Genomic DNA, 17,554 nt, shown 5'->3' with positions numbered 1-17,554 from the left:
AAGTTCTCATGCGGTGTTTTTTATTAGCCCAATATCGTTAACCGATAATCAGGTTTCCTGCAGACCCAGCTTCTTCTCCAGATAGTGGATGTTGGTGCCACCATGCTGGAAGTTTTCGTCGGTCATGATCTTCTGCTGCAGTTCAACGTTGGTTTTGATGCCATCGATGATCAGCTCAGCCAGGGCATTCTTCATGCGGGCAATCGCCACGTCACGGTTTTCACCGTAGGTGATCAGCTTGCCAATCATGGAGTCATAGTACGGCGGCACGGTATAGCCAGCGTAGATATGAGATTCCCAACGCACGCCGAAACCACCAGGAGCGTGGAAGCGGGTGATCTTGCCTGGGCTTGGCAGGAAGGTGTTCGGGTCTTCGGCGTTGATACGGCATTCCACCGCATGGCCTTGGACCTTCACTTCGTCCTGTTTGATCGACAGCGGCTGACCGGCAGCGATACGCAGCTGCTCTTTGATCAGATCCACGCCGGTGATCATTTCGGTAACCGGGTGTTCCACCTGGATACGGGTGTTCATTTCAATGAAATAGAACTCGCCGTTTTCATACAGGAACTCAAAGGTACCTGCACCGCGGTAGCCGATTTCCACACAGGCTTTTGAACAGCGTTCACCGATGTAGCGGCGCAGCTCTGGGGTGATCCCCGGTGCTGGTGCCTCTTCGACCACTTTCTGGTGGCGGCGCTGCATGGAGCAGTCACGTTCAGCCAGATAGATGGCGTTGCCCTGGCCGTCTGCCAACACCTGAATTTCGATGTGGCGAGGGTTTTCCAGGTACTTCTCCATATACACCATGTCGTTGTTGAAAGCCGCTTTGGCTTCCGCTTTGGTCATGGAGATGGATTGTTCGAGATCTTTGTCGCCGCGCACCACGCGCATGCCGCGACCGCCGCCGCCGCCGGAAGCCTTGATGATCACCGGATAACCGATGCGCTTGGCGAAGGCACGGTTTTTGTCCATGTCATCGGTCAGCGGGCCGTCGGAGCCTGGTACGCAAGGTACGCCGGCTTTTTTCATCGCGCTGATGGCTGAAACCTTGTCACCCATCAGGCGAATGGTTTCGGCGCGTGGGCCGATGAAGATAAAGCCAGAGCGCTCTACCTGCTCGGCAAAGTCGGCATTCTCGGACAAGAAGCCATAACCCGGGTGGATCGCCACGGCGCCGGTAATTTCGGCGGCGGAGATGATGGCCGGGATGTTCAGATAGCTTTTAACTGACGGTGCAGGGCCGATACAAACGGTCTCATCCGCCAGCAGAACGTGTTTCAGATCGCGGTCGGCACTTGAGTGAACGGCAACGGTTTTGATGCCCAGTTCTTTACAAGCGCGCAGGATACGTAGCGCGATCTCGCCACGGTTGGCGATAACAATTTTATCTAGCATGGTGCGCCTCGTTATTCGATGACGACCAGTGGCTCGTCAAATTCAACCGGTTGGCCGTTTTCTACCAGGATCGCTTTAACCACACCGGATTTGTCCGCTTCAATCTGGTTCATCATTTTCATGGCTTCAACGATGCACAGAGTATCACCGGCGTTCACTTTCTGGCCCACTTCCACGAAGGCTTTCGCGTCCGGGCTTGGGGTGCGGTAGAAGGTCCCTACCATTGGTGAACGAACGATATGGCCACTCATGGCCGCTGGTGCTGCTGGGGTTTCTGCGGCAGCAGGGGCAACGGCGTTGGCCAGAGCAGGTTGCTGCTGCTGGGCTGGCATTGCGTACTGTTGCATCATTGGGTAAGCCTGCACCGGTGCGGCACGGCTGATGCGAACCGACTCTTCGCCTTCAGAGATTTCCAGTTCAGAAATGCCTGATTCTTCAACCAGTTCGATCAGTTTCTTGATTTTACGAATATCCATGAGTGTGATTCCGTACTCTTTTTGTGTAGCAATTAGTGGGTTTTTGACAAACGGCGAACCGCTGCCTGTAAAGCAAATGTGTAGCCATCCGCGCCGAGGCCACAGATCACGCCTACCGCAATATCAGACAGGTAGGAGTGATGACGGAAAGGCTCACGAGCGTACACGTTGGACAGGTGGATCTCGATAAACGGGATCTGTACTGCCAACAGTGCATCGCGCAACGCCACGCTGGTGTGCGTGAATGCGGCAGCGTTAATCAGGATAAAATCCGTATTGCCGCGTGCCTGATGAATGCGATCGATGAGCGCATGCTCGGCGTTGGACTGCAGATGACTCAGGGTGATATCTAGCGCGAGCGCCTGGTTTTCCAATCCGTTAACAATCTCTGCCAGCGTAGCGCTGCCGTACTTTTCCGGCTCACGCGTCCCCAGCAGATTGAGATTGGGGCCGTTCAGAAGCAAAATGTGAAACTTATCCGCCATTGTGCTGGTATCTCCGGCAATAAAACCATCATCGTAGAAAATAACCCGATGTCACCGATTTGTCACCTGTTACGCGCAGATTTTGCTGCAGCGACAGGTTCAAGGTCGGGCATTATAACGATATCGTGGCAATTCGCAGCTAAATACTGGTCTTATCAGCGAAGATATTCAACCCTAAATCAACAAACACCCAGTGCCGCTATTGGATTATGAGGGGTAGAACACAGAAAAGTTCCGCGCCCCGCCAGGGGATTTTTACCGTCAATCTTGCCGGTTTTAGCGCGGTTTACGCCACCACGAGCGGAATTTCTTGTAACGCAGAGCTAACAACAGCAGCGCCAGCGACGCGTAAATAAAAGGCTGCGGTGACAACGTTTTTACCGACCAAAGGTAGTGGATCGGTGCCAGGATCGCCACCAGGTAGACGAAGTTATGCAACTTCTGCCATTTGGCCCCCAATTTGCGCTGCGCCCATAGCGTTGAGGTGGCAGCCAGAGCCAGCAAGATCAACCAGCAGAGGATACCTAGCGTCAGATAGGGGCGGGTTACCAGCTCGCGCCCCAGCAGGCCTATGTTGCTCAGCCCCAATTCCAGCGTCGAGTAGCTTATCAGATGCAGGGTTCCCCAGGCAAAACACCACAAACCCAGCAGGCGTCGGCAACGGATCAGCAGCGGCTGGCGCGCGTAGCGGGCCAATGGAGTGACGAGCAGGGTTGCCAGCAGCAGTTTCAACGTCATCCTGCCGGTAAAATGCTGGATATCCTTGGCCGGATCGGCGCTGAACCAGCCCTGATCGACTGACAACACCAGCCACAGAAAGGGCAGGAATGCCGCCAGGTAGATGGCAACTTTTAGCCAGGTGACCTGCTTGGGGGTTAAGCGCACTCAGAAGTTCTCCCGTAAATCGAGGCCGCGATATAGCGAAGCCACCTGGTCCGCATAACCGTTGAACAGCAGCGTGGGCTGACGTTTCACATCCAGAATGCCGCCGGAACCGATAAAGCGTTCGGTGGCCTGCGACCAGCGCGGATGATCGACATGGGGATTCACGTTGGCGTAAAAACCATATTCGTTGGGAGCAGACAGATTCCAGGTGGTAGGCGGTTGTTCGCGGGTCAGGGTGATCTGCACGATAGACTTGATGCCTTTGAAGCCGTACTTCCACGGAGTGATCAGGCGCACCGGAGCACCGTTTTGCGGTGGCAGCATCTTGCCATACACGCCCACAGTCAACAGAGCCAGTGGATGCATGGCTTCATCAAGGCGCAAACCTTCGACATAGGGATACTTGAGGCCCCCCCCAATAAAGCGATCTTTCTGACCGGGCATCTGCTCTGGATCGTACAGCGTTTGAAAAGCCACGTAGCGCGCGTTGCTGTTGGGCTCGGCCAGCTTAAGCAGTTTGCCCAGCTCAAAGCCAATCCACGGCACCACCATCGACCAGGCTTCGACGCAGCGCATGCGATAAATGCGTTGCTCCAGCGGGAATCGCTTGAGTAAATCGTCGATATCCAGCGTTATGGGCTTGCCGACTTCACCGTCGATTTTCACCTTCCAGTCCGTCGTTTTCAGTGAGCCTGCGTTGGCCGCGGGATCGGCCTTATCCAGGCCAAATTCGTAGAAATTATTGTACCCCATGACTTTTTCTTCCGGCGTCAGCTCCAGCTTGGCTTGCCAGGCTTCGGGCTTGCTGAAGTCTAGCGGTTTGCCTGCTGGAGCCGGGGGTCGATCGTTACCTTTGAACCAGGAAAGCAAGTCGGCCTGCGCCTGGATGGGCAGAGCCAGTGAGGCTGCCGTGATCCCTAGCGCCTGGAGCACCTTACGCCGCTGATAGAACACGCTTTCCGGCGTGACATCGGCTTCGGTCAGTTTTCGTTGTTGTTTCATTTTTTTCTCCGCAAGTGATGGTGTAAGCATGGCGTGAAAGCCAACTTTCTGCGAGAGGGTGGATGTAAAGAGAGGTAAACGAGAGGTAATTTCTTGTGGGGAAAAAGCAGGCGCCGGATGCGGCGCCCCACCGATTATGAACGGATTTTTACCAGGGTGCGGCCAGTGATCTGATTGTTCATCAGCGCGGTAGCCGCGGCAGGCACGTCTTCCAGCAGAATTTCCTGCGTGGCTTGTTCATAGAAACTTTCTGGCAGAATACCGGCCAGACGTTCCCATGCGGTTTGGCGACGATGCAGCGGCGTGAGCACCGAATCAACGCCTTGCAGACGCACGTTACGCAAGATAAACGGCATTACGGTAGTCGGCAACTGGTAGCCTCCCGCCAGGCCGCAGGCGGCAACGGTGCCGTTGTAATTCATCTGCGCCAGCACGCGAGCCAGCAATTTGTCGCCGACGGTGTCGATGGCGCCGGCCCACAGTTGTTTCTCCAGCGGGCGCGGTGTTTCAATATATTCACTACGGGGCAGCACGGTTTTGGCACCGAGGGATTTCAGATAGTCGGTATTGCTGTCGCGCCCGCTGATGGCGGTGACGCTATAGCCCAGAGCGGACAGTAGGGCAACCGCCGTGCTCCCCACGCCACCGCTGGCTCCGGTGACCAGAACGTCGCCGTCCTCCGGTTTCACTCCGCCTTCTTCCAGTGCCATCACGCACAGCATGGCGGTAAAACCGGCGGTGCCGAGGATCATCGCTTTGCGTTCACACAGCCCTTTGGGCAGTGGTACCAGCCATTCGCCGCTAACGCGGGCCTGTTCGCCCAACCCGCCCCAGTGATTTTCGCCAACGCCCCAGCCGGTGAGCACTACGCTCTGGCCTGGCTTAAAACGCGGATCTTTGCTGCTGTGTACCAGGCCGGCAAAATCGATACCTGGCACCATTGGGAAGTGACGAATAATTTTCCCCGTGCCGGTGATCGCCAGGGCATCTTTATAGTTGAGGCTGGACCAGTTGACGTCGACCGTCACATCTCCTTCTGGCAACTGGTCACTATCAATATTCTTGACTTGTGCCAGGGTTTTTTCGCCAGCTTGCTCCAATAATAATACGCGCATGTCATTGCTCCCCGTTTTTTCATATATCATATGAATGTATGGTTCAGTATTGTCTGACTATATGCATAATAAAAAAGCCTGTCCTGATAAAGGACAAAAAAATAGTGCTTAATGGTTTTCTTCGTCGACTAGGCTTGATAGCTTTGTAAAGCTAACCTGATGCTTGGCAAAGAAATTGAAGTCGCTTCATGATTTTTAATATCAGGGTATTGCGTTGTTTTCAATCGAGCAGGAACGGGGCCTTGGCACATCAAAAGGTGGCTCTTCATTTTATCATCGCGCAGAAGGCACAGGGATGAGATTTACAACCAAACTCTCTGCTCTAATCACCCTGCTCGTCGCATTGGCTATGTTCTTGATGCTGATGGGGTGTTCATACAGTTTCTTTTACGTGACCCAGGAGCGCCTAGAGCGCCGTTTTGAAGCCCTGGCCACTTCCATCGATCAGGCAATGCTGCTTCAACCTCTGCAGGCTCAGGATAACTGGCTGCCCTTGGTGATGCGACCGCTAGGCATCGTTGCGATTCATGTCGATACCGAAACCAGCAACCTTTTCTCCTACAGTCTGCCGACCATCAAAGCCCCTTGGGCATCGCTGGCTGGCTACCGCCAAACCTCGTTAAACATGATGCATCATCCCGGCACCCGGGTGAATGTCACCTACCTCGATCCGTTCGCCAGCGACGTGCGTTCATTGCAGTCCACGGCGGCGGTCACGCTGTCGATTGTCATCATGGTGGTGATCCTGCTGTTCAGTTTACGCTGGCTGCGTGAACAGGCAGTAGGTGAAGATCGCCTTGAGCGCCGGGCGCGGCGCATTCTCAACGGCGAGCGTGAACAAGTGCTGAAGGGAGACATTCGCGAATGGCCCGCCAGCGTCAGCGGCGCGTTGGATCGCCTGCTGGCCGATTTGGCCGAAGCACGTGAGGAGCGCAGCCGGGTAGATACCTTGATCCGTGCTTTTGCCGCTCAGGATGCCAAAACCGGCCTCAATAACCGGCTGTTCTTTGATAACCAGCTCACGACTCAACTGGAAGATGTCGGGTCACACGGTATCGTCATGATGGTGCGCCTGCCGGATTTCGATACCCTGCGTGAAATTCACGGCAATGCAGCGGTGCAGGAGCTGATGTATTCGTTGGTCAACCTGCTGTCCACTTTTGTCATGCGCTATCCTGCCGCCTTACTGGCCCGTTACTTCCACAGTGATTTTACCGTTCTGCTGCCACACCGCACGCTGAAAGAAGCGGACGGCATCGCGGCGCAGCTGGTCAACGCGATCGACTCCTTGCCCTCAACGGCGCTGATTGACCGTGAGGCGTTCTTGCATATTGGTATTGTGGCTTACCGCAGCGGGCAGACCACGGAAGAAATCATCGATTACGCCGAACAGGCGACCCGCCACGCCGTATTGCAAGGCGAAAACGGCTGGTACGTCTATGATAGCGATGTGCCAGAGAAAGGGCGCGGCAGCGTTAAATGGCGCACGCTGCTTGAACAGGTGCTGGCGCGTGGCGGCCCTCGTTTATATCAAAAACCGGCGGTGACGGTGGAAGGCGATGTGCATCACCGCGAAATCATGAGTCGGATTTATGATGGCGCACAGGAACTGTTGCCTGCCGAATATATGCCGCTGGTCAATCAGCTTGGGTTGGCGGAAAGCTATGACCGCCAGCAGATGAATCGGATTATTCCTTTATTGGCACTGTGGCCGGAAGAGACGCTGGCGTTTCCACTATGCGTTGATTCATTATTGCAGCGCAGTTTCCAACGTTGGCTGCGCGATACCCTGTTACAGTGTGAAAAAAGTCACCGCAGGCGAATTCTGATTGAACTTGCAGAGGCAGATGTGTGTCAACATATCGACCGTTTGCGTCCGGTGCTGCGATTGCTGACCGGATTGGGCTGTCGTCTGGCGGTTTCTCAGGCTGGGTTGACGGTGGTGAGTACCTCTTATATCAAGTCGTTACCGGTGGAGATCGTCAAGCTTCACCCAGGGTTGGTAAGGAGTATTGACCGGCGGGATGAGAATCAGCTGTTCGTTCAGAGCCTGACCGGTGCCTGCGAAGGCACTCAAGCGAAGGTTTTTGCCGCCAGCGTGCGTACGCGCAACGAATGGCAGACTCTGAAAGAGCGCGGGATCCTAGGTGGGCAGGGGGACTTTTTCGCTTCGCCAGAGCCGATCGATATAGCTCGCAAAAAATATTCGCGTCGATATCGTGTTTAACCTGATGACCGGGCAAAAATTAACGTAGAATGGCCCGTCTTTTCCTGTGGGCGTCAGTAGGTGCTTACCACCGGTGACAATCAGGAAAAATGTTAGATTTTATGAGCTGTGTTACTGCCGTTTGGTACGTTGATTTGGTGGCTAGCTGAGCCTTTGTTGAGGGATATCAGGCCCCATTCGCTTTCCGTGCATTCGGTCACAAATAACGCAGACTAATTTTCACCGAAGTAGGACGTTTTTGCGCCTTGTCGCTGCTTCGTGTGGTTGGTAAAGTAGGCGGATTTTATTTTCCGCCCCCAGCTTGCAGGATTATCCTTTCGTTATGTTTAAGAAATTTCGTGGCATGTTTTCTAATGACTTGTCCATCGACTTGGGTACCGCCAATACCCTGATTTATGTTAAAGGACAAGGCATTGTACTGAATGAACCGTCGGTGGTTGCCATTCGCCAGGATCGTGCCGGCTCACCCAAGAGCGTTGCGGCCGTAGGTCATGACGCCAAGCAAATGCTGGGGCGTACGCCTGGCAATATCGCGGCTATTCGCCCAATGAAAGATGGCGTGATCGCCGACTTCTTTGTCACCGAAAAAATGCTGCAGCATTTCATCAAGCAGGTTCACAGCAACAGCTTTATGCGCCCTAGCCCGCGCGTACTGGTTTGCGTACCTGTTGGTGCCACCCAGGTTGAACGCCGTGCGATCCGTGAGTCCGCTCAGGGTGCAGGTGCGCGTGAAGTCTTCCTGATTGAAGAGCCTATGGCTGCGGCGATCGGTGCGGGTCTGCCAGTATCGGAAGCTACTGGCTCCATGGTGGTTGATATCGGTGGTGGTACCACTGAAGTGGCGGTGATCTCGCTTAACGGCGTGGTGTACTCCTCTTCCGTGCGTATCGGCGGCGACCGTTTTGACGAAGCCATCATTAATTACGTGCGCCGTAACTACGGTTCACTGATCGGTGAAGCTACCGCAGAACGTATCAAGCACGGTATCGGCTCGGCCTATCCGGATGACGAAGTGCGTGAAATTGAAGTGCGTGGCCGTAACCTGGCAGAAGGTGTGCCGCGTGGCTTCACCATGAACTCCAATGAAATTCTCGAAGCTTTGCAGGAACCTCTGACCGGCATCGTCAGCGCGGTCATGGTTGCGCTGGAACAGTGCCCGCCGGAACTGGCTTCCGACATCTCCGAACGCGGTATGGTGCTGACCGGTGGTGGCGCATTGCTGCGTAACCTGGATCGCCTGCTGATGGAAGAGACCGGTATCCCGGTAGTGGTGGCTGAAGATCCTCTCACCTGTGTGGCTCGCGGTGGTGGCAAGGCGTTGGAAATGATCGACATGCATGGCGGCGATTTGTTCAGCGAAGAATAGTGAGCAGCCCCAGAATGGAGGGATCGTAGCGGATGGCGGCATTAACCTGGCATCTGGTGCGTTCCCCTTTCTGTTGTCGAGGAACGTGCATAATTTATGAAGCCGATTTTTAGCAGGGGGCCTTCCCTGCAACTACGACTTTTCCTGGCAGTGATCGTGGCGATTGCACTGATCGTTGCCGACAGCCGGCTCGGTACGTTCGTTAAAATACGAAACTACATGGACACCGCCGTCAGCCCTTTTTACTTCTTGGCTAATGGGCCGCGTAAAGTTTTGGACAGCGTATCGGAAACGCTGGCTACCCGCCAACAGCTAGAGCTGGAAAACCGTGCTCTGCGGCAGGAACTGTTACTCAAAAACAGCGATAATCTTCTTCTTGGCCAATTCAAACAGGAAAATGCCCGTTTGCGTGAGCTGCTAGGCTCGCCGTTGCGCCAGGACGAACACAAAATGGTCACTCAGGTGATCTCCACCGGTTCAGACCCCTATAGCGATCAGGTAGTGATTGATAAAGGGTCGGACAACGGGGTTTATGAAGGCCAGCCGGTTATCAGTGATAAAGGCGTGGTCGGGCAGGTGGTGGCGGTGGCTAAAATGACCAGCCGCGTCCTGCTGATCTGTGATGCTTCCCATGCGTTGCCGATCCAGGTATTGCGCAATGATATCCGGGTGATTGCCGCAGGCAGTGGCTGTACGGATGACTTGCAACTGGAACATCTGCCGGGCAATACCGATATCCGCGTCGGGGATGTGCTGGTCACCTCTGGTTTGGGCGGTCGCTTCCCAGAAGGGTATCCGGTAGCCGTGGTGTCCTCGGTAAAAGTGGATAACCAACGCGCCTATACCGTGATCCAGGCGCGGCCAACCGCTGGTCTGCAACGCCTGCGCTATCTGTTGTTACTATGGGGCGCCGATCGCAACGGCACCATGCCGCTGCCGCCGGAGGAAGTTCACCGCGTTGCCAATGAACGCCTGATGCAGATGATGCCGCAGGTATTGCCACCGGCTGATGCCATGGGCCCACCGGCTCCGCTGCCCGCTCCCGCTACCGGTACCGTTCAGCCGCCACCGGTGGGGGCAACCCGATGAATCGCTATCGCAGCAACGGGCGCTGGATTATCTGGCTGTCATTCCTGGTGGCATTAGTGCTGCAAATCATGCCGTGGCCGGAGCAAATCTACATGTTCCGGCCATCCTGGCTGCTGCTGATCCTCACTTACTGGGTGATGGCGTTACCCCATCGGGTTAACGTCGGCACCGGGTTTATCCTGGGGCTGATCATGGATCTGATCCTGGGTTCCACGCTCGGCGTGCGTGCGCTGGCCATGGGCATCATCGCTTATCTCGTCGCGTTCAAATTCCAATTATTCCGCAATATGGCTCTGTGGCAGCAAGCGCTGATCGTCGTGCTGCTATCATTGGCTATGGACGTGGTGGTGTTCTGGGCGGAGTTTTTGGTGATCAACGTCTCTTTCCGCCCCGAGGTGTTCTGGAGTAGTGTGGTCAACGGCGTGCTTTGGCCGTGGTTATTCCTGCTGATGCGCAAGATCCGCCGTCAGTTTGCCGTACAATGAGGTTATAACGATGTTTTCGCTCTATCTTGCTTCCGGTTCTCCCCGTCGTCATGAACTGCTGACTCTGCTCGGCGTACCGTTCGAAGTCATTCTGACGCATACTGAAGAGCAGCGGCAGGAAGGGGAAGCGGCGGAAAATTACGTTCGCCGTCTGGCGCAGGATAAGGCCAGGGCGGGTGTCTCCCTGGCGCAACAGGATTGGCCCGTGCTGGGGGCAGATACTATCGTGGTGTTGAACGGCCAGGTGTTGGAAAAACCGCGGGATGAAGAGCATGCGGCGCAGATGCTGGCAGCCTTGTCCGGGAAACAGCATCAGGTGATGACCGCCGTGGCGATCGCCGATAAACAGGGCGTTTTATGCCAGTTGGTGGTCACCGACGTGACCTTCCGCAATCTGTCACCACAGGATATCTGCGACTATATCGCCACGGGCGAACCGATGGATAAAGCGGGCGCTTACGGAATTCAAGGCAAGGGTGGTTGTTTCGTCAGAACGATAACCGGAAGTTATCATGCGGTGATGGGGTTGCCGCTGGTCGAAACACATGAGCTGCTCAGTCATTTTGTCGCATTACGAGAGGTAAGAACCGGTTGATGCCACCACTAGATTTCCCGTCGCCGCCATAGCGTGAGCACAGGAAAGATAAGGGGCAGGCGCTACACCGGCTCTGAGGAGAAAGCATGACAGCTGAGCTACTGGTAAACATTACGCCGTCGGAAACGCGGGTTGCCTATATTGACGGCGGCATTCTGCAAGAGATCCATATAGAGCGCGAAGCCAAGCGTGGCATCGTGGGCAATATCTACAAAGGGCGTGTCAGCCGCGTGTTACCCGGCATGCAGGCGGCCTTTGTCGATATTGGCCTGGATAAAGCGGCCTTTCTGCACGCCTCCGATATCATGCCGCACACCGAGTGTGTTGCCGGTGATGAACAAAAGAATTTCTCCGTGCGCGATATCGCCGAACTGGTGCGCCAGGGGCAGGATCTGATGGTTCAGGTGGTGAAAGATCCGCTTGGCACCAAGGGCGCACGCCTCACTACCGATATCACGCTACCTTCGCGCTACCTGGTCTTTATGCCGGGCGCTGCACACGTGGGGGTTTCCCAACGTATTGAAAGCGAAGCCGAACGCGAGCGTCTTAAGCGCGCCGTGGCGGGATATTGCGACGATCTGGGCGGCTTTATCATCCGCACTGCGGCGGAAGGGATCGGCGAAGAAGAGCTGGCGCAGGATGCCGCCTTCCTCAAGCGCTTGTGGACCAAGGTCATGGAGCGCAAAAAGCGTAACCAGACCAAGTACAAACTGTATGGCGAACTGGCGTTGGCGCACCGTATCCTGCGCGACTTTGCCGGGGCGGCGCTGGATCGTATCCGCGTCGATTCACGCCTGACGCATGACCAACTGGTGGAATTTACCGGCGAGTACATCCCGGATATCACCAATAAGCTGGAGCTGTATACCGGCAGCCAGCCGATCTTCGATCTGTACGACGTTGAGAACGAGATCCAGCGTGCGCTGGAGCGCAAGGTTGAATTGAAGTCCGGCGGTTACCTGATCATCGATCAAACCGAAGCCATGACCACCGTGGATATCAACACCGGGGCCTTTGTTGGCCACCGCAATCTTGATGAGACCATCTTCAATACCAACATCGAAGCGACGCAGGCCATTGCCCGCCAGCTGCGGCTGCGCAACCTGGGCGGCATCATCATCATTGATTTCATCGATATGAACAATGATGAACACCGCCGCCGGGTATTGCACTCGTTGGAGCTGGCGCTGAGTAAAGATCGGGTAAAAACCACGATCAATGGTTTCTCTCAGCTAGGCTTAGTGGAGATGACGCGTAAACGCACGCGTGAAAGTATTGAGCATGTGCTGTGTAACGACTGCCCGACCTGCCAAGGGCGTGGAACGGTGAAAACGGTGGAAACCGTCTGTTATGAGATTATGCGTGAGATCGTGCGCGTGCATCATGCTTACGATTCCGATCGTTTCCTGGTCTATGCATCTGCGGCCGTGGGTGAAGCGCTGAAAAGTGAAGAGTCACACGCGCTGGCGGAAGTGGAAATCTTCGTTGGCAAACAGGTCAAGGTGCAGATCGAACCGTTATACAGCCAGGAACAGTTTGACGTTGTGATGATGTAATACCCCTCACCCCAACCCTCTCCCACGGGGAGAAGGAGCTGGTACGGTGTCGTGGTTAAGTATGGTGTTCTTGATGTGGCTTAATAATCTGTGATGGTCAGGTAAATTTCTGCAACTGATAACGAACTCTTTCGGTCCCCTCTCCCTGTGGGAGAGGGTTAGGGTGAGGGGCACAAGCGTTAGGTTATATATTTGGTCATTAAGGAGAAATGCGTGAGGCGACTGCCCGGGATCCTGTTAGCCACAGGCGCCATTTTGATTGTTGTTGTGGCGTTGCTGATCAGCGGGTTGCGTCTGGTGCTGCCTGAGCTTAACCACTATCGTCCGCTATTGCTGGAGAAGGTGCAGGCGATCGCTGGGGTGCCCGTCGAGGCCGACTTTGTCCAGGGCAGTTGGGAAACCTTTGGCCCAACGCTGGAAGCCCGCAACATCCGTTTGGCCCTGCCAACAAGCAAGATCCAGATCGAGCGCGTCACGCTGGCGCTGGACGTGTGGCAATCCCTGCTGCATTGGCGCTGGCAGTTCCGCGATCTCACCTTCTATCAACTGCAGCTTGATCTTGACGCGACGCTCGGGGGGGAAGGCAGCAATGGCCTTACCCCGAACGGAGTCAGCGATCTGTTCCTGTATCAGTTGGATCACTTTGATCTGCGCAACAGCCGTCTCTCGTTCCTGACCCCATCCGGTTCCCGTGCTGAATTCCACATCCCGCAAATGACCTGGCTCAACAGCTATAACCGCCATCGCGCGGAAGGTCAGATCAGCCTGAGCAGCCTGAATGGTCAGCACGGTGCGGCACAGTTACGCCTGGATCTTCGGGATGAGCAGGGGTTACTCAATACCGGCACTATCTATATGCAGGCCGATGATATTGACATGAAGCCCTGGTTCAGCCGCTGGCTGCAAACCAATACCGGTCTCGAAAGTGCCGATTTCAGCCTGGCCGCCTGGCTCAATATCAAAAATGGTGCAATCTACAGCGGTAATGCCCTGCTTAATAAAGGCACCGCCAGTTGGTCGGCCGGTGGCGATCAACACCGGTTGGACGTCGATAATCTGGCGCTGGCACTGAACCGTGAGGGCAACGGCTGGCAGGTGCATGTGCCTGCCCTGAACCTGAAAACCGATGGCCAAGCCTGGGCACCGGGAACCCTTACTGCGCTGTGGTTGCCGGAAAATACCCAGTTTATCGGACCAAACCAGAGTGAAGAGCTCCGTATCCGCGCCACTGGCATCCAGTTGGAACGGCTGGAAGCGTTACTGCCGACCTTCTCGTTCCTCAGCCCGGAAGTGCTGGAGCACTGGAAAGACTTACAACCTCGCGGCATGCTCAGGGCGCTGGCGCTGGATATCCCGCTGCAACAGCCGGAAAAAACCCGTTTTCAGGCGTGGTGGCAGGATCTGAGCTGGCAACACTGGAAACTGCTGCCGGGCGTTGATCACTTTTCTGGCGCATTAACCGGGGGCGTGGAAAATGGCCGCCTGACGCTGGGGCTGAACAACAGCACGCTGCCTTATGGCGATATGTTCCGGGCACCGTTGGAGATCGGCCGTGCGAGCGGGGCGTTGACCTGGCAAAACAACGCTCAAGGCTGGCAATTGGCAAGCCAAAGTCTGGATGTTCAGGCCAAATCCCTGTGGATTAACGGTGATTTCCGCTATCAGCAACCGGCCAACGGCGAGCCTTGGCTGGATATTCTGGCTGGCATCCGTTTGTATGATGCCGCCGATGCCTGGCGTTATTTCCCTGAACCGCTGATGGGTAAACATTTGGTGGATTATCTCAGCGAGGCGATCCAGGGTGGGCAGGTTGATAATGCTTCCCTGATTTATGCGGGCGATCCGCAGCACTTCCCGTATGAAAAGAACGAAGGGCAGTTTCAGGTGTTTGTCCCACTACGCCACGCGACCTTCCAGTTCCAGCCGGAATGGCCAGCGCTGAACGATCTGGCGATCGACCTCGACTTTGCCAACAATGGCCTGTGGATGAATGCGCCGCAAACCAAACTGGGCGACGCGACGGGTAGCAATATTAGCGCCATCATTCCGGACTATCGCAAAGAACGCCTGTTGATTGATGCCGACGTTGCGGGCAGCGGGCAAGCTATCCACGACTATTTCATGCAGACCCCACTGGATGATTCTGTCGGGGCGGCATTAGATGAGCTGCAGGTGGGTGGCAATGTAAGTGGGCGCTTACATCTGAATATTCCGTTGGACGGTGAGTTGGTTAACGCCAGCGGTGAAGTGACGCTGAATAACAACTCGCTGTTGGTCAAGCCGCTGGAGAGCCAGCTAGAGAGAGTAAGCGGCAAGTTCCGCTTCGACAACGGCAACCTGCAGAGCGATACCCTGACGGCCAACTGGTTTGGGCAGCCGCTGACGGTCAACTTCGATACGCTGGAAGGCAAACAGGATTATAAGGTTAACGTTGGGCTGAAAGGCGATTGGCAACCGGCCAAGGTTGAAGGCCTGCCGCCAGAGTTTGCCAAAAAGCTGGCTGGCAGCGCCGCTTGGCAGGGTAAGGTGGCGATCAACCTGCCGCATAAAGGCGAGCCGAACTATGAGATTGGTGTGAATGCCGATCTGAAAAAAGTAAGCAGTCACTTACCTTCTCCCCTGAATAAACCCGCAGGGGAAGCGTTACCTGTTAGCGTAAAAGTGAACGGCGGCCTGCAAGGGTTTATGCTCAATGGCAGTGCGGGCAAGCAAAACCACTTCAACAGCGAATGGCTGCTGGCCAAACAGCAGGTGACGCTGGCACGTGCCGCCTGGCAAACCGGCGGTTCCTCTACGCCAACGTTACCCAAAGATAAATCCCTGGTGCTCAACTTGCCCGCGCTGGATGGCGAGCAATGGCTGGGGCTATTGGCACCCGCGATGAAGCAAAGCAGTGGTGCAGGCAAGGTGGGCAACTTTGTGTTCCCAACCAGCGTAACGCTCGAAACGCCGCAGCTGACGCTGGGCGGACAGGCGTGGCATAACCTTCAGCTGGCGGTCGTGCAGCAGTTGGCGGGAACGACCGTTACCGCCAAGGGTAAAGAGATTGATGGTAGCCTGTCTATGCCGGATAAGGGCGTGTGGCGCGCGGATCTTGGCTATCTTTACTACAACCCGCAGTTCGCCAGCGGCGACGGCAGTGCTGGCGGAACCAACCCGTTGGATTCGAAGGAGCGGATCTCGTTCCAGGATTGGCCTTCACTGATGTTGCGCTGTAAATCCTGCTGGATGATGGGGCAGAACCTTGGCACGGTTGAAGCCGACGTTAAACACGATGGCGACTCGTTAGTGCTCAGCCATGGTCTGGTAGATACCGGCTATGGCCGTATGAGCGCCACCGGCCTGTGGAAACAGAACGCTCAGGAAGAGCGGAGTGCGTTAAAGGGCAAACTGCTGGGCAGCAAAATCGATCGTACCGCCAGTTTCTTCGGCGTGATCATTCCATTAAAAGACGCACCCTACGATATCGATTTTGATCTGCACTGGCATGGGCAGCCATGGAAACCGCAGATCAACACGCTCAATGGCACCATGAAGGTCGATCTGGGCAAAGGCGAGATTGACAACGTCGGCGGTGGCAGGGCTGGGCAGTTGTTACGCCTGGTCAGCTTTGATGCCCTGCTGCGCAAATTACAGTTCGACTTCCGTGATACCTTCGGTAATGGATTTTACTTTGACTCCATACGCGGCACTATCTGGGCGAAAGATGGCATAATGCATACAGATAACTTTTTGGTGGATGGGCTGGCGGCGGATATTGCCATGAGCGGCCAGATCGACCTGGTGAAACGCCAGATTGATATGCAGGCCGTGATAGCGCCAGAGATCTCGGCAACGGTCGGCGTGGCGACCGCGTTTGTGATCAACCCGATTGTGGGGGCGGCGGTGTTTGCGGCCTCGAAAGTGCTGGGGCCGTTGTGGAGCAAGATCTCGTTTATCCGCTATGACATTACCGGCAGCCTGGACCACCCAAGTATTCATGAGGTGTTGCGTAAGCCAAAAGAGGATAAATCGCCATGAAAAATGCTAACGTTGCGTTATTACAGCTGTGTAGCGGTGAGCAGATACGGGACAACCTGGCCCAGATTGAGCAGCAGATCAAGCAGCTCAATCCCGGGATAAAACTGGTGATGACTCCGGAGAACGCCTTACTGTTTGCCAACTCGGCCGCCTACCGTGAACATGCGGAAACGGAAGGTCACGGGCCGTTGCAGCAGGCGGTGCGTGATATGGCTCGCCGTTATGGAGTATGGTTGCTGATTGGCTCTATGCCATTGATCAGCCGCGAAGATCCGACGCGTATCACCACCAGCAGCCTGCTGTTTGACGATCAGGGCGAAATCCGTGGTCGTTACGACAAACTGCATATGTTCGACGTAGATATCAATGATATCCATGCCCATTATCGCGAGTCGGATACCTATCAGCATGGCCAGCAATTAACGGTGGTTGATACGCCGGTTGGCCGCTTGGGCATGACGATATGCTACGACCTGCGCTTCCCTGGCCTGTATCAGGCGCTGCGCGCGCAAGGTGCGGAACTGATCTCGGTGCCCGCCGCATTTACCCGCGTGACCGGTGAGGCACACTGGGAGATTTTGCTGCGTGCCCGCGCTATCGAGAACCAGTGTGTGATCCTGGCTCCCGCGCAGGTAGGCCGCCACGGAGCCACCCGCCGTACCTGGGGACATTCCATGGTGGTAGACAGCTGGGGCAATGTGCTGGCAGAAAACCCCGACGCGGTTTCCGCGCTGAAAGTGCGCGTGGATACCGGCAAGTTGCATACCATCCGCAAACAGATGCCGGTGATGCAGCACAACCGATTCCAGCCGACGCTGATTGCGCCGGTTGAAAACTCCTCCAATAAAGAGTGAA

Annotated in this window: 14 protein-coding genes; 8 read left to right on the top strand and 6 right to left on the bottom strand. The window is 55.5% G+C overall.

The features are described from left to right. Positions 1–48: 48 nt before the first annotated feature. From accC to IMQ33_RS13785, 6 genes are all read right to left on the bottom strand, one after another. Positions 49–1,398 (bottom strand): acetyl-CoA carboxylase biotin carboxylase subunit, encoded by a 1,350-nt coding sequence (gene accC, locus IMQ33_RS13810; RefSeq protein ID WP_021180772.1) that lies wholly within the window; start codon positions 1,396–1,398, stop codon positions 49–51. An 11-nt stretch (positions 1,399–1,409) separates the two neighbouring features. Next, a complete protein-coding gene (gene accB, locus IMQ33_RS13805; RefSeq protein ID WP_024483778.1) occupies positions 1,410–1,874 on the bottom strand; it encodes an acetyl-CoA carboxylase biotin carboxyl carrier protein in 465 nt (154 codons plus the stop codon). 32 nt (positions 1,875–1,906) lie between these two features. Next, a complete protein-coding gene (gene aroQ, locus IMQ33_RS13800) occupies positions 1,907–2,359 on the bottom strand; it encodes a type II 3-dehydroquinate dehydratase (protein WP_024483777.1) in 453 nt (150 codons plus the stop codon). Between the two features lie 276 nt (positions 2,360–2,635). Then, on the bottom strand, positions 2,636–3,244 hold the full coding sequence (msrQ, locus tag IMQ33_RS13795) for a protein-methionine-sulfoxide reductase heme-binding subunit MsrQ (RefSeq protein ID WP_065684783.1): 609 nt from the start codon (positions 3,242–3,244) through the stop codon (positions 2,636–2,638). Beyond that, positions 3,245–4,246 carry a protein-methionine-sulfoxide reductase catalytic subunit MsrP gene (gene msrP, locus IMQ33_RS13790; RefSeq protein WP_021180768.1) on the bottom strand — a complete coding sequence of 334 codons (1,002 nt, stop codon included), beginning with the start codon at positions 4,244–4,246 and terminating at the stop codon, positions 3,245–3,247. 134 nt (positions 4,247–4,380) lie between these two features. Further along, a complete protein-coding gene (locus IMQ33_RS13785; protein ID WP_196062347.1) occupies positions 4,381–5,361 on the bottom strand; it encodes an MDR family oxidoreductase in 981 nt (326 codons plus the stop codon). 295 nt (positions 5,362–5,656) lie between these two features. Between IMQ33_RS13785 and csrD the strand changes: the two genes are divergently transcribed. The 8 genes from csrD (at position 5,657) to nit1 (ending at position 17,553) form a co-directional block, all read left to right on the top strand. Continuing rightward, complete coding sequence (gene csrD, locus IMQ33_RS13780) at positions 5,657–7,588, top strand: RNase E specificity factor CsrD (protein WP_065684780.1); 1,932 nt, start codon at positions 5,657–5,659, stop codon at positions 7,586–7,588. Positions 7,589–7,910: 322 nt separating this feature from the next. After that, entirely contained in the window at positions 7,911–8,954 is a 1,044-nt protein-coding gene (mreB, locus tag IMQ33_RS13775; RefSeq protein WP_021180765.1) for a rod shape-determining protein MreB, read from the top strand. 96 nt (positions 8,955–9,050) lie between these two features. Further along, positions 9,051–10,043 carry a rod shape-determining protein MreC gene (gene mreC, locus IMQ33_RS13770; protein WP_021180764.1) on the top strand — a complete coding sequence of 331 codons (993 nt, stop codon included), beginning with the start codon at positions 9,051–9,053 and terminating at the stop codon, positions 10,041–10,043. Next, a complete protein-coding gene (gene mreD, locus IMQ33_RS13765) occupies positions 10,040–10,528 on the top strand; it encodes a rod shape-determining protein MreD (protein ID WP_024483772.1) in 489 nt (162 codons plus the stop codon). Before mreC ends, mreD begins: the two co-directional genes overlap by 4 nt. Before the next feature lie 10 nt (positions 10,529–10,538). Then, positions 10,539–11,123 carry a nucleoside triphosphate pyrophosphatase gene (locus IMQ33_RS13760; protein WP_024483771.1) on the top strand — a complete coding sequence of 195 codons (585 nt, stop codon included), beginning with the start codon at positions 10,539–10,541 and terminating at the stop codon, positions 11,121–11,123. Positions 11,124–11,209: 86 nt separating this feature from the next. Further along, the gene (rng, locus tag IMQ33_RS13755) at positions 11,210–12,679 is read left to right on the top strand and encodes a ribonuclease G (protein WP_021180761.1); all 1,470 of its coding nucleotides are present in this window, start codon (positions 11,210–11,212) and stop codon (positions 12,677–12,679) included. Between the two features lie 213 nt (positions 12,680–12,892). Further along, positions 12,893–16,699, top strand: a complete 3,807-nt coding sequence (gene yhdP, locus IMQ33_RS13750) for an AsmA2 domain-containing protein YhdP (protein WP_196062346.1) — start codon at positions 12,893–12,895, stop codon at positions 16,697–16,699. Beyond that, positions 16,696–17,553: a deaminated glutathione amidase gene (gene nit1, locus IMQ33_RS13745; protein ID WP_065684778.1), complete on the top strand. Its 858-nt coding sequence runs from the start codon at positions 16,696–16,698 to the stop codon at positions 17,551–17,553. Before yhdP ends, nit1 begins: the two co-directional genes overlap by 4 nt. Position 17,554: the final 1 nt, after the last annotated feature.

The organism is Serratia sp. Res13-Sevr-LER1-36-b, assembly GCF_015673035.1.
Classification (GTDB): Bacteria; Pseudomonadota; Gammaproteobacteria; order Enterobacterales; family Enterobacteriaceae; genus Chania; species Chania fonticola_C.
Note: the sequence above shows the minus strand (reverse complement) of the source record. Positions and strands in the feature narration are given on the sequence as shown.